This window comes from Pseudomonas ceruminis, from assembly GCF_021602025.1.
In the GTDB taxonomy this organism is placed as follows: domain Bacteria; phylum Pseudomonadota; class Gammaproteobacteria; order Pseudomonadales; family Pseudomonadaceae; genus Aquipseudomonas; species Aquipseudomonas ceruminis.
In genome coordinates this window covers 179059-191359 of sequence record NZ_BQHW01000005.1, presented here as the reverse complement: position 1 = coordinate 191359, position 12301 = coordinate 179059, and the positions used below count along the sequence as shown (strand labels likewise).

14 protein-coding genes are annotated in these 12301 nt (G+C 64.0%); 11 read left to right on the top strand and 3 right to left on the bottom strand.

Translation table 11 applies throughout. From position 1 onward, the window contains the following. Positions 1-42 precede the first annotated feature (42 nt). The 3 genes from L6D80_RS08385 to L6D80_RS08375 are packed head-to-tail and all read right to left on the bottom strand — an operon-like array spanning position 43 to position 1408. Entirely contained in the window at positions 43-597 is a 555-nt protein-coding gene (locus L6D80_RS08385; RefSeq protein ID WP_054900318.1) for a chemotaxis protein CheW, read from the bottom strand. Beyond that, positions 594-959 carry a twitching motility response regulator PilH gene (gene pilH, locus L6D80_RS08380; protein WP_054900319.1) on the bottom strand — a complete coding sequence of 122 codons (366 nt, stop codon included), beginning with the start codon at positions 957-959 and terminating at the stop codon, positions 594-596. Before pilH ends, L6D80_RS08385 begins: the two co-directional genes overlap by 4 nt. Before the next feature lie 47 nt (positions 960-1006). Continuing rightward, complete coding sequence (locus tag L6D80_RS08375) at positions 1007-1408, bottom strand: response regulator (RefSeq protein WP_054900320.1); 402 nt, start codon at positions 1406-1408, stop codon at positions 1007-1009. A 241-nt stretch (positions 1409-1649) separates the two neighbouring features. On the opposite strand from L6D80_RS08375, the gene gshB reads away from it, so the two are divergent. The 11 genes from gshB (at position 1650) to phaC (ending at position 12270) form a co-directional block, all read left to right on the top strand. Beyond that, positions 1650-2603 (top strand): glutathione synthase, encoded by a 954-nt coding sequence (gene gshB, locus L6D80_RS08370; RefSeq protein ID WP_054900321.1) that lies wholly within the window; start codon positions 1650-1652, stop codon positions 2601-2603. Positions 2604-2750: 147 nt separating this feature from the next. Next, entirely contained in the window at positions 2751-3656 is a 906-nt protein-coding gene (locus L6D80_RS08365; protein ID WP_176512565.1) for an energy transducer TonB, read from the top strand. A gap of 86 nt (positions 3657-3742) precedes the next feature. Then, positions 3743-4312, top strand: a complete 570-nt coding sequence (locus L6D80_RS08360) for a YqgE/AlgH family protein (RefSeq protein WP_054900323.1) — start codon at positions 3743-3745, stop codon at positions 4310-4312. Next, positions 4312-4737 (top strand): Holliday junction resolvase RuvX, encoded by a 426-nt coding sequence (ruvX, locus tag L6D80_RS08355; RefSeq protein ID WP_054900324.1) that lies wholly within the window; start codon positions 4312-4314, stop codon positions 4735-4737. The genes L6D80_RS08360 and ruvX overlap by 1 nt, the downstream gene beginning before the upstream one ends. Before the next feature lie 50 nt (positions 4738-4787). Further along, positions 4788-5306, top strand: coding sequence for a bifunctional pyr operon transcriptional regulator/uracil phosphoribosyltransferase PyrR (gene pyrR / locus L6D80_RS08350; protein WP_176512566.1), 519 nt, complete (start codon positions 4788-4790; stop codon positions 5304-5306). 13 nt (positions 5307-5319) lie between these two features. Beyond that, positions 5320-6324 (top strand): aspartate carbamoyltransferase catalytic subunit, encoded by a 1005-nt coding sequence (locus tag L6D80_RS08345; RefSeq protein WP_008099987.1) that lies wholly within the window; start codon positions 5320-5322, stop codon positions 6322-6324. After that, complete coding sequence (locus tag L6D80_RS08340) at positions 6321-7592, top strand: dihydroorotase (protein ID WP_054900326.1); 1272 nt, start codon at positions 6321-6323, stop codon at positions 7590-7592. The genes L6D80_RS08345 and L6D80_RS08340 overlap by 4 nt, the downstream gene beginning before the upstream one ends. Positions 7593-7764: 172 nt before the next feature. Further along, on the top strand, positions 7765-8295 hold the full coding sequence (gene hslV, locus L6D80_RS08335; RefSeq protein WP_054900327.1) for an ATP-dependent protease subunit HslV: 531 nt from the start codon (positions 7765-7767) through the stop codon (positions 8293-8295). Between the two features lie 86 nt (positions 8296-8381). Beyond that, a complete protein-coding gene (hslU, locus tag L6D80_RS08330; RefSeq protein ID WP_054900328.1) occupies positions 8382-9725 on the top strand; it encodes an ATP-dependent protease ATPase subunit HslU in 1344 nt (447 codons plus the stop codon). A gap of 136 nt (positions 9726-9861) precedes the next feature. After that, positions 9862-10239: a gamma-butyrobetaine hydroxylase family protein gene (locus tag L6D80_RS08325; RefSeq protein ID WP_054900329.1), complete on the top strand. Its 378-nt coding sequence runs from the start codon at positions 9862-9864 to the stop codon at positions 10237-10239. A gap of 351 nt (positions 10240-10590) precedes the next feature. Beyond that, entirely contained in the window at positions 10591-12270 is a 1680-nt protein-coding gene (gene phaC / locus L6D80_RS08320) for a class II poly(R)-hydroxyalkanoic acid synthase (RefSeq protein ID WP_176512567.1), read from the top strand. Positions 12271-12301 lie beyond the last annotated feature (31 nt).

Sequence of the window (12301 nt, the reverse complement as noted above, 5' to 3'; positions counted from 1 at the left end):
CAGGCGCGACATTGGTGGCTGGCTTGTTCACGTTCGAAAGTCCTATAGCGCCACGTCGAGAAAGCCCGGCGCCTGGGCCAGGGCGAAGGGGCTGAAGATCGCCCAACTGCGCTCACGCAGGAAATGCCCCTGCACGAACCGCGCTGCGGCGCGAATCAGCGGCTGCGGCGGTGACAGCTCCAGGCTGTCCAGGGCAAAGTGCTGCAGGCCCAGCACTTCATCGACCAGCAAGCCGACGAACAGGTCCTCGTGGTCAAGCACCAGCACACGCCGCTGCTTGCCCGGTGCCACCGGGCCCAGGCCAAAGAAACTGCTCAGGTCCATCACCGGCAGCAGCCGCCCGCGCAGGTTGGCTACCCCGCAGACCCAGGGCTGTACCCCCGGTACGCGGCTGCTGCGCGGCTCGCGCAACACCTCAGCCACCTCGCCCATGGGCGCAACGAACCACTGCCCGGCAATGCGAAAACCGATACCGCTCCATTGCTGCGGGCGCGTACCCTGCGGCGGTTGGTCGGCTACCAGCAGGCGGCAGCGCCGGTCGATGTCCAGCAACAACTCGAAGGCGGTCAGCGACGCGCCCTGGGGGCGGGTGGTCAAGCGCCCAGCACTTCGTTGAGTTTGGCGATCAGGGCGTTTTCTTCCACCGGCTTGGTGACGAAACCGCGCGCACCCTGACGCTGGGCCCAAATCCGGTCGGTTTCCTGATCCTTGGTGGTGACGATGAGCACTGGGATGGCGCTGGTTTCTGGGTCCTTGCTCAATTGCCGGGTGGCCTGGAAACCATTCATGCCGGGCATGACGATATCCATCAGCACCGCGTCGGGCCTTTCCTGGCGAGCCAAGGCCACAGCGTCGGCACCGTTGTTGGCCTTGAGCACTTGGTGGCCATGCTTCTCGAGCCATTCGGTCAATCTGTACATCTCTGTCGGCGAATCGTCGACAATCAGAACTCGGGCCATGCTGTTTCCCCGTCAGGAAAATAAAGGCCGCACCACCTCGGGCGCGGTCAGGGTACGTCTTGTTCGTGCACGGCGAACCCGGGCACATGGGCCCTGATCGCATCGAGCAGTTCTTCCTTGCTGAATGGTTTGGTCAGGAACTGGTCAGAGCCAACCACCCGGCCTCGGGCCTTGTCGAATAGCCCGTCCCGTGATGACAGAAGGATCACCGGGATGTCCTTGAATGCACTGTTGTGCTTGATCACGGCGCAGGTCTGGTAGCCGTCCAGGCGCGGCATCAGCACATCGACGAAGATGATCTGTGGCGCGTGGTCGACGATCTTGGCCAGGGCATCGAAGCCGTCGCTGGCCGTGATCACCTCGCAGCCTGCTTCGCCGAGCAACATCTGCGCGGTGCGGCGGATCGTGCGTGAATCGTCGATCACCATCACCTTCAGGGGTTGTTCCATAGATGCCTACCAGAGGAAATTAGCAGCAAGTTGCAAGCGCCAGGCTGCAAGCAAAAGCAGCCCGTCGCAGGGCTGGTCTTTCTTGACGCGTGTGGCTCAAGGCTTGCAGCTGCATTTTTAGCACACTCCGGGAGGCCATTCCATCTACCACGCCCCTTGACCCGCGGCGTTCGCGGCGCCACCCTGAGCCACTTTTCTTTCGATTCGTCGCGGCCACACGCCGCCAAGAGGAACCACCCCCATGAGCGTTCGCCTCGGCATTGTCATGGACCCTATTGCGTCCATCTCCTACAAGAAGGACAGCTCGCTGGCCATGTTGCTGGCCGCCCAGGCCCGCGGCTGGAGCCTGTTCTACATGGAGCAGCGCGACCTGTATCAGGGCCAAGGCAAGGCCCGCGCACGGATGCGCCCACTCAAGGTCTTCGCCGACCCGGCGCGCTGGTTCGAACTGGGCGAAGAACAGGACAGCACCCTGGCCGAACTCGACGTGATCCTGATGCGCAAGGATCCGCCGTTCGACATGGAGTTCGTCTACAGCACCTACCTGCTGGAACAGGCCGAGGCCGACGGCGTGCTGGTGGTCAACCGCCCGCAGAGCCTGCGCGACTGCAACGAAAAACTGTTCGCCACCCTGTTCCCGCAGTGCACGCCCCCCACCCTGGTCAGCCGTCGCCCGGACATCATTCGCGAGTTCGCCGCCCAGCATGGCGACGTGATCCTCAAACCCCTGGACGGCATGGGGGGTACCTCGATCTTCCGCCACCGTGTGGGCGACCCCAATCTCTCGGTGATCCTGGAAACCCTGACCGCGCTGGGCGCCCAGCAGATCATGGCCCAGGCCTACCTGCCGGCCATCAAGGACGGCGACAAGCGCATCCTGATGATCGACGGCGAGCCGGTCGACTACTGCCTGGCGCGCATTCCCGCCAGCGGCGAGACCCGCGGCAACCTGGCCGCCGGTGGCCGTGGCGAAGCGCGGCCGCTGAGCGAACGTGACCGCTGGATCGCCGCGCAGGTCGGCCCCACCCTGCGTGCAAAGGGCCTACTGTTCGTCGGCCTGGACGTGATCGGCGACTACCTCACCGAGATCAACGTCACCAGCCCAACCTGCATCCGCGAGATCGATGCTGCTTACAACACCGATATCGGTGGCAAGCTGATGGATGCCATTGATCGCCAGTTGCAGGCACGCTGACCGCGGACGCGGAGCAAACGCGCGGAGTGGGTTATGATGCGCAGCCGCAAGCTCCAAGCTGCAAGCCGCAATAAACTGCCGGCATGCACCCATCTGCACTTTCTTGCAGCTTGCGGCTTGTAGCTTGAAGCTGACCGTGGATACCCGATGACGCTGCCCGCCGACATCCCTGCCGACCTGTTGCCACCCCGCGTCCGCCCGGTGGACCGGCTTGGCTTTACCCTCTTCCTGGCTGCCCTGGTGCACCTGGCGCTGATCCTGGGCGTGGGCTTTACCGTGGTCAAGCCGGCTGAAATCCGCCAGACCATGGACATCACCCTGGCCACCTTCAAGAGCGAGAAAGCACCCGAGAAGGCGGATTTTCAGGCCCAGGACAACCAGCAGGGCAGCGGCACCCTGGATAAAAAGGCGGTGCCCACTACCACCGAGGTCGCGCCGTTCCAGGACAGCAAGATCAACAAGGTTACCCCGCCACCAGCGGCCAAGCCCGAGGTCGCGCCACCGCCGACGCCGCACAAGTCCGCGGTGACCACCAAGGCGCCCAAACCGCAAAAGGTCGAACCCAAGCCCAGGGAAAGCAAGCCGCAGCCCAAGCCTGCCGCCGCCACGCCAGAATTCGACAGCTCGCAGCTGTCGAGCCAGATCGCCAGCCTTGAGGCCGAGCTGTCCAACGAACAGCAGATGTACGCCAAGCGCCCGCGTATCCACCGCCTGAACGCGGCCTCGACCATGCGCGACAAGGGTGCCTGGTACAAGGAGGAGTGGCGCAAGAAGGTCGAGCGGGTGGGCAACCTCAACTACCCCGACGAAGCCCGTCGGCAACAGATCTACGGCAACTTGCGGATGATGGTGTCGATCAACCGCGATGGCTCGCTCTATGAGGTGCTGGTGCTGGAGTCCTCCGGGCAGCCGGTGCTGGACCAGGCGGCGCAGCGCATCGTGCGGCTGGCGGCGCCGTTTGCACCGTTTACCGGGGACCTGGCCGAGTACGACCGTCTGGAGATCATCCGCACCTGGCGGTTTGCCCGTGGGGACCGGCTTTCCAGTAACTGATCTGCAGCCGGCGCTGCCCCGGTGGGGGCGCGCAAGCCATGCACAGCACCTTGTCAGCCTCGCCACCTGGCGCCACACTATCCCCCATGAAAACCCTCGCCCCGAGCTACCTCAAGCATCAGTTCCTGATCGCCATGCCGCACATGGCCGATCCGAACTTCGCCCAGACCCTCACGTACATCGTCGAGCACAACGCCAATGGCGCCATGGGCCTGGTGGTCAATCGACCTCAGGAACTGAACCTGGCGGATATTCTCGAGCAGTTGCGCCCGGACGAAGAGCCCCCTGCCAGCACCCTGCAGGTGCCGATTTACCAGGGCGGCCCAGTGCAGACCGACCGCGGCTTCGTGCTCCACAGCAGCGAATGCAGCTACCAGGCCACTGTCGAGCTGGAGGGCCTGTCGCTGTCCACCTCCCAGGACGTGCTGTTCGCCATCGCCGAGGGCGTGGGCCCACAGAAAAGCCTGATCACCTTGGGCTATGCGGGCTGGGAAGCCGGGCAACTGGAGGCCGAGCTTGCCGACAACGCGTGGCTCAATTGCCCGTTCGACGCGCAAATCATCTTTGGCCTGGCCAGCGACCTGCGCCTGAACGCCGCAGCCGCCAGCCTGGGGATCAACCTCAGCCTGCTGACCAGCCAGGCGGGTCACGCCTGATGGCCGAATTACGCCTGCTGCTGGGTTTCGATTACGGCAGCAAACAGATCGGTGTGGCCGTGGGCCAGGTGGTTACTGGCCAAGCCCGCGAACTGTGTACCCTCAAGGCGCAGAACGGCGTGCCGGATTGGGCCCAGGTGGAAAAACTCATCGCTGAGTGGAAGCCCGACGCAATCGTCGTCGGCCTGCCACTGAACATGGATGGCACACCCAGCGAAATGAGCGCCCGCGCCGAAAAGTTCGCGCGCCGCCTCAACGGCCGCTTCAACCTGCCGGTGCACACCCACGACGAACGCCTGACCACCTTCGAGGCCAAGGGCGAACGCCTGGCCCGTGGCGGCCAGCGCGGCAGTTACCGCGACAACCCGGTCGATGCCATCGCCGCCGCCCTGCTGCTGCAAGGCTGGCTGGAGGCCAACACCTGAATTTTACGCCTTGCCGTCGGGCCAACCCGGCGCCCTCCAGGAGACACGCAATGAGCCTACCCAATCCCGCCGACCTGATCCGGCAGATGGCTGTCGACCTTCGCGCCGATCTGGCCCGCCGCGGCATCACCGAACCGCGGTTCATCGGCATCCGCACCGGCGGCGTCTGGGTAGCCCAGGCCCTGCAGCAGGAGATGGGCGACAGCAGCCCACTGGGCGCCCTGGACGTTTCCTTCTACCGCGACGACTTCAGCCAGAACGGCCTGCACCCGCAAGTGCGCCCGTCGGAGCTGCCGTTCGAGGTCGAGGGCCAGCACCTGGTGCTGATCGATGACGTGCTGATGAGTGGTCGTACCATCCGCGCCGCCCTCAACGAACTGTTCGACTACGGCCGCCCGGCCAGCGTCAGCCTGGTCTGCCTGCTCGACCTGGATGCCGGCGAATTGCCGATCCGTCCGAATGTACTGGGCGCTACCCTGTCGCTGACTGCCCATGAACGGGTAAAATTGACCGGACCCGCACCGCTCGCCCTCGAGCGCCAGGACCTCGCCACCGCTTCCGCCCTTTAAGAGTCCCCTCGCGATGACGCCAATCGACGCCAAGCGCCCGCTGCAGCTCAATGACCAGGGCCAGCTGCGCCACTTCCTCTCGCTCGACGGTTTGCCCCGCGAACTGCTCACCGAGATTCTCGACACCGCCGACTCGTTCCTTGAAGTCGGCGCCCGTGCCGTCAAGAAAGTCCCGTTGCTGCGCGGCAAGACCGTGTGCAACGTGTTCTTCGAGAACTCCACCCGCACCCGCACCACCTTCGAGCTGGCGGCCCAGCGCCTCTCGGCCGATGTGATCAGCTTGAATGTGTCGACGTCCTCGACCAGCAAGGGCGAAACCCTGTTCGACACCCTGCGCAACCTCGAGGCCATGGCGGCCGACATGTTCGTCGTGCGCCATTCCGACTCGGGCGCCGCGCACTTCATCGCCGAGCACGTGTGCCCGGATGTGGCGGTAATCAACGGCGGCGACGGCCGCCATGCGCACCCGACCCAGGGCATGCTCGACATGCTGACCATCCGTCGCCACAAAGGCAGCTTCGAAAACCTTTCGGTAGCGATCGTCGGCGATATCCTGCATTCGCGTGTGGCCCGTTCCGACATGCTCGCGCTCAAGGCCCTGGGCTGCCCCGACATCCGTGTGATCGGCCCGAAAACCCTGATTCCGATCGGTATCGAACAGTATGGGGTGAAGGTGTACACCGACCTGGCCGAAGGGCTGAAGGACGTGGATGTAGTGATCATGCTGCGCCTGCAGCGTGAGCGCATGGCGGGCGGCCTGCTGCCCAGCGAAGGCGAGTTCTACCGCCTGTTCGGCCTGACCACCGCGCGCCTGGCCGGGGCCAAGCCTGATGCGATCGTGATGCACCCGGGGCCGATCAACCGCGGCGTGGAGATTGAATCGGCGGTGGCCGACGGCAAACACTCGGTGATTCTCAACCAGGTCACCTATGGCATCGCCGTGCGCATGGCCGTGCTGTCCATGGCCATGAGCGGGCAGAACGCGCAACGTCAATTCGACCAGGAGAACGCCCAGTGACCATCAGCATTCTTGGCGCCCGGGTCATCGACCCCAAGAGTGGCCTGGACCAGATAACCGACCTGCATTTGGACGGCGGCCGCATTGCCGCCATCGGCGCCGCACCGGCTGGCTTGCGTGCCAGCCGCACGATCCAGGCCGACGGCCTGATCGCCGCACCTGGGCTGGTCGACCTCGGGGTGTCCCTGCGTGAACCGGGCTACAGCCGCAAGGGCAGCATCGCCAGCGAAACCCGAGCCGCAGTGGCCGGTGGCGTGACCAGCCTGTGCTGCCCGCCGCAAACCAAGCCGGTACTCGATACCTCAGCGGTGGCCGAACTGATCCTTGACCGCGCCCGTGAAGCCAGCAACAGCAAGGTTTACCCGATCGGCGCCCTGACCAAGGGCCTGGAAGGCGAACAGTTGGCCGAACTGGTGGCCCTGCGCGATACCGGCTGCGTTGCCTTCGGCAACGGCCTCAAGGAAATCCCCAACAACCGCACCCTGGCCCGCGCCCTGGAATACGCCGCTACCTTCGACCTGACCGTGGTGTTCCACTCCCAGGACCGTGACCTGGCCCAGGGCGGCCTGGCCCATGAAGGCGCGATGGCCAGCTTCCTCGGCCTGCCCGGCATCCCGGAAACGGCAGAGACAGTGGCCCTGGCGCGCAACCTGCTGCTGGTCGAGCAGACCGGCGTGCGTGCGCACTTCACCCAGATCACCAGCGCCCGCGGCGCACGGCTGATCGCCCAGGCCCAGCAGCTCGGCCTGCCGGTGACTGCCGATGTGGCGCTGTACCAGCTGATTCTCACCGACCAGTCGCTGCGTGAGTTCTCCAGTCTCTACCACGTCCAGCCGCCGCTACGCAGCGCAGCCGATCGCGATGGCCTGCGTGAAGCCGTGAAATCGGGTGTGATCCAGGCGATTTCCAGCCACCACCAGCCCCACGAGCGCGATGCCAAGCTGGCCCCGTTCGGTGCCACCGAGCCAGGCATCAGCAGCGTCGAACTGCTGCTGCCGCTGGCCATGACCTTGGTCGACGATGGCCTGTTGGACCTGCCGACCTTGCTGGCCCGTCTGAGCAGCGGCCCGGCGGCGGCACTGCGCCTGCCCGCCGGTGAGCTGAAAGTCGGTGGCGCGGCCGATCTTGTGCTGTTCGACCCGCAAGCCTCCACCGTTGCTGGCGAGCAGTGGTTCTCACGTGGCGAGAACTGCCCATTCATCGGCCACTGCCTGCCAGGCGCGGTGCGGTATACCTTTGTCGATGGGCACCTCTGCCACGAAGGCTGAACAGACCCAGGGGCCGATTGGCGGCCCATTCGCGGGGGCGAGCCCGCGAATGGGCCCGCACAATTTGCCGCGCCAAGCACGACCATTCATCCCCCCCGGTTGAAATCCTTCCCCCCACCCCCATATGAGTCTGCATCAGGCATTTTCGCCCCGCTGCGTGGAGACTCTCCCCTTGACCACCATCGTTTCTGTCCGCCGTCACGGCAAAGTCGTCATGGGCGGCGACGGCCAGGTATCCCTCGGCAACACCGTCATGAAAGGCAACGCCAAAAAGGTTCGTCGCCTGTACAACGGCGAAGTCATCGCCGGTTTCGCCGGTGCCACCGCCGACGCCTTCACCCTGTTCGAACGCTTCGAAGCGCAACTGCAGAAACACTCCGGTCATCTGGTACGTGCCGCTGTCGAGCTGGCCAAGGAATGGCGAACCGACCGTTCCCTGAGCCGCCTGGAAGCCATGCTGGCCGTGGCGAACAAGGACGCATCGCTGATCATCACCGGCAACGGTGACGTGGTAGAACCCGAAGACGGCCTGATCGCCATGGGTTCCGGCGGCGCCTACGCCCAGGCCGCAGCCCGTGCCCTGCTGAACAAGACCGACCTCTCGGCCCGCGAAATCGCCGAGACCGCCCTGAACATCGCGGGTGACATCTGCGTGTTCACCAACCACAACCTGACCATCGAGGAGCAGGACCTGGCCGACTGATCAGTTGTTTTGGCGTCCCGCCTGCTTCAGTAGAGCCAGCCGGGGCTTTTCCACACTGATCACTCCGCTCGAGGACCATTTTCATCATGTCCATGACCCCCCGCGAGATCGTCCACGAACTCAACCGCCACATCATCGGCCAGGACGACGCCAAACGCGCCGTGGCCATTGCCCTGCGCAACCGCTGGCGGCGCATGCAACTGCCGGCCGAGCTGCGTGCCGAGGTGACCCCGAAGAACATCCTGATGATCGGCCCCACCGGCGTCGGCAAGACCGAAATCGCCCGTCGCCTGGCCAAGCTCGCCAACGCGCCGTTCATCAAGGTCGAAGCGACAAAGTTCACCGAAGTCGGCTACGTTGGCCGCGATGTCGAGTCGATCATCCGTGACCTGGCCGACGCCGCGCTGAAAATGCTGCGCGAGCAGGAAATCATCCGCGTGCGCCACCGCGCCGAAGACGCCGCCGAAGACCGTATCCTCGATGCCCTGCTGCCCCAGGCCCGGGTGACCAGCTTCAGCGAGGAAGCCGCGCAGACCAGCAGCGATTCCAACACCCGCCAGCTGTTCCGCAAGCGCCTGCGCGAAGGCCAGCTGGATGACAAGGAAATCGAGATCGAAGTGGCCGACTCGGTAGGCGTCGAAATCGCCGCGCCGCCGGGCATGGAAGAAATGACCAACCAGCTGCAGAGCCTGTTCGCCAACATGGGCAAGGGCAAGCGCAAGGCGCGCAAGCTCAAGGTCAAGGAAGCGCTGAAGATGGTTCGCGACGAAGAAGCGGGCCGCCTGGTCAACGAGGAAGAGCTCAAGGCCAAGGCCCTGGAGGCGGTCGAACAGCACGGTATCGTGTTCATCGACGAAATCGACAAGGTGGCCAAGCGTGGCAACGTTGGCGGCGCCGATGTTTCGCGTGAAGGCGTGCAACGCGACCTGCTGCCGCTGATCGAAGGCTGCACCGTCAACACCAAGCTGGGCATGGTCAAGACCGACCATATCCTGTTCATCGCATCCGGTGCGTTCCACCTGAGCAAGCCGAGTGACCTGGTGCCGGAGCTGCAAGGCCGCCTGCCGATCCGCGTCGAACTCAAGGCCCTGACCCCGGAAGACTTCGAACGCATCCTGCAGGAGCCGCACGCCTCGCTGACCGAACAGTACCGCGAGCTGCTCAAGACCGAAGGCTTGAACATCGAGTTCCTCGGCGACGGCATCAAGCGCCTGGCCGAGATCGCCTACCAGGTCAACGAGAAGACCGAGAACATCGGTGCTCGCCGCCTGCACACCTTGCTCGAGCGCCTGCTCGAAGAGGTATCGTTCAGTGCCGGTGACCTGGCCAGTGCCCACGATGAAGCACCGATCCAGATCGATGCGGCGTATGTGAACGGCCACCTCGGTGAGCTGGCGCAGAACGAAGACCTGTCGCGTTACATCCTGTAAGCGGCAAGCCTGCTGCAAGCGACACGCTGTTGAGCGTCGCTTGCAGCACTGCGATACATGATTTTTCCACCATGGCTTGAATATCACTTCTTGTAGCTGGAAGCTTGCAGCTTGTCGCCCTGAAGAGATTCCAGCCATGGCCCGCCTGCCCACCGCCATCAATCTGCACAAAGCCTCGAAAACCCTCAGCCTCACCTACGGACCCGATGAGGTCTACCACCTGCCCGCCGAGTTTCTGCGTGTGCACTCCCCCTCCGCCGAGGTTCAAGGCCACGGCAACCCCATCCTGCAGTTTGGCAAGGTCAATGTCGGGCTTTCCGGCCTCGAACCCGCCGGCCAGTACGCACTGAAACTGACCTTCGACGACGGCCATGACAGCGGCCTGTTCACCTGGGAATACCTCGAACAGCTCTGCCTGCGCCAGGACCAGCTGTGGGCCGAGTACCTCGACGAACTGCACAAGGCGGGCAAATCTCGCGACCCGGCCGAGTCGGTCGTCAAGCTGATGCTCTAGCGCAACCCTTCCAGCCTTTAGAGCGCATTTTCTAATCTCATCTGCTTGAATGCCCTACAGACAGCTCATTGATGGGCTGTCTTGCGCATTACATGAAAGTCGGGTAACCAATGGAGCTGGCAAGTTCCCTGCATCGCCATTAAGGCCATCAGGGCATGGCTGGTTTGCAGAGGTCGCGAGCGAAAGCAGGCTGTCTTCACACGCAGAACTCCCCGCAGCTCATCGCCGAATGCATCCGGCCGCAGCACCGCTGTTCCTTATCACTGGTCACCCGAGTAACAGTACCGGGCTGTCGACTGTGCCTATGCCACAGCAAACCGGTACTCGTCTCAGGACAACGGAGCGTCGTAGATGAGTAACAAGAACAACGATGAGTTGCAGCGGCAAGCCTCGGACAACACCCTGGGCCTTAACCCGGTCATTGGTATCCGCCGCAAGGACCTGCTGAGTACCGCGCGGACCGTGCTGCGCCAGGCCGTGCGCCAGCCATTGCACAGCGCCAAGCACGTGGCGCACTTCGGGCTGGAGCTGAAAAATGTGCTACTGGGCAAATCAAGCCTTGCCCCTGAGGGTGATGACCGCCGTTTCACCGACCCTGCCTGGAGCAACAACCCGCTGTACCGGCGCTACCTGCAGACCTACCTGGCCTGGCGCAAGGAACTGCAGGAGTGGATCGCCAGCAGCGACTTGTCGCCTCAGGACATCAGCCGCGGGCAGTTCGTCATCAACCTGATGACCGAAGCCATGGCACCGACCAATACCCTGTCCAACCCCGCAGCGGTCAAGCGCTTCTTTGAAACCGGCGGCAAAAGCCTGCTCGATGGCCTGGCCAACCTGGCCAAGGACGTGGTCAATAATGGCGGCATGCCCAGCCAGGTCAACATGGACGCTTTCGAGGTAGGCAAGAACCTCGGCACCAGCGAGGGCGCGGTGGTGTTCCGCAACGACGTGCTCGAGCTGATCCAGTACAGCCCGATCACCGAGCAGGTGCATGCCCGCCCGTTGCTGGTGGTACCGCCACAGATCAACAAGTTCTATGTCTTCGACCTTAGCCCGGAAAAGAGCCTGGCGCGCTTCTGCCTGCGCTCCCAGCAGCAGACGTTCATCATCAGCTGGCGCAACCCGACCAAGGCTCAGCGCGAGTGGGGCCTGTCGACCTACATCGACGCGCTCAAGGAAGCGGTGGATGCCGTGCTGGCGATCACCGGCAGCAAGGACCTGAACATCCTCGGCGCCTGCTCCGGCGGCATTACCTGCACCGCGCTGGTCGGCCACTATGCCGCGCTGGGCGAGAAGAAAGTGAATGCCCTGACCCTGTTGGTCAGCGTGCTGGACACCACCCTGGACACTCAGGTAGCGCTGTTCGTCGACGAACAGACCCTCGAGTCCGCCAAGCGCCATTCCTACCAGGCAGGCGTGCTTGAAGGCAGCGACATGGCCAAGGTGTTCGCCTGGATGCGCCCCAACGACCTGATCTGGAACTACTGGGTGAACAACTACCTGCTCGGCAACGCGCCGCCGGTGTTCGACATCCTGTTCTGGAACAACGACACCACGCGCTTGCCCGCAGCCTTCCATGGCGACCTGATCGAGATGTTCAAGAACAACCCGTTGACCCGCGCCGATGCGCTGGAGGTGTGCGGCACCGCCATCGACCTGAAGAAAGTCCAGTGCGACATTTTCAGTGTCGCCGGCACCGCCGATCACATCACTCCCTGGCAATCGTGCTACCGCTCGGCGCACCTGTTCGGCGGCAAGATCGAGTTCGTCTTGTCCAACAGCGGCCATATCCAGAGCATCCTCAACCCGCGCGGCAACCCCAAGTCCCGCTACATGACCGGGGCGGACCGGCCGGGCGACCCAGTGGCCTGGCAGGAGAACGCCGACAAGCATGCCGACTCCTGGTGGCTGCACTGGCAGAGCTGGCTGGGCGAGCGCGCCGGCGACCTGAAAAAGGCTCCCGCCCGGCTAGGCAACCGCGCCTATGCGGCCGGCGAGGCTGCACCTGGAACCTACGTTCACGAACGCTAGTTGCAACGCCGTGGCGTACTCGTGCGCCACG

Bases quoted from the DNA above. Each gene is read 5' to 3' on its own strand.
- phaC (WP_176512567.1), top strand. From the start codon at position 10,591: ATGAGTAACAAGAACAACGATGAGTTGCAGCGGCAAGCCTCGGACAAC.
- L6D80_RS08345 (WP_008099987.1), top strand. From the start codon at position 5,320: ATGACGCCAATCGACGCCAAGCGCCCGCTGCAGCTCAATGACCAGGGC.
- pyrR (WP_176512566.1), top strand. From the start codon at position 4,788: ATGAGCCTACCCAATCCCGCCGACCTGATCCGGCAGATGGCTGTCGAC.
- ruvX (WP_054900324.1), top strand. From the start codon at position 4,312: ATGGCCGAATTACGCCTGCTGCTGGGTTTCGATTACGGCAGCAAACAG.
- gshB (WP_054900321.1), top strand. From the start codon at position 1,650: ATGAGCGTTCGCCTCGGCATTGTCATGGACCCTATTGCGTCCATCTCC.
- pilH (WP_054900319.1), bottom strand. From the start codon at position 959: ATGGCCCGAGTTCTGATTGTCGACGATTCGCCGACAGAGATGTACAGA.
- L6D80_RS08365 (WP_176512565.1), top strand. From the start codon at position 2,751: ATGACGCTGCCCGCCGACATCCCTGCCGACCTGTTGCCACCCCGCGTC.
- L6D80_RS08360 (WP_054900323.1), top strand. From the start codon at position 3,743: ATGAAAACCCTCGCCCCGAGCTACCTCAAGCATCAGTTCCTGATCGCC.
- hslU (WP_054900328.1), top strand. From the start codon at position 8,382: ATGTCCATGACCCCCCGCGAGATCGTCCACGAACTCAACCGCCACATC.
- L6D80_RS08375 (WP_054900320.1), bottom strand. From the start codon at position 1,408: ATGGAACAACCCCTGAAGGTGATGGTGATCGACGATTCACGCACGATC.
- L6D80_RS08325 (WP_054900329.1), top strand. From the start codon at position 9,862: ATGGCCCGCCTGCCCACCGCCATCAATCTGCACAAAGCCTCGAAAACC.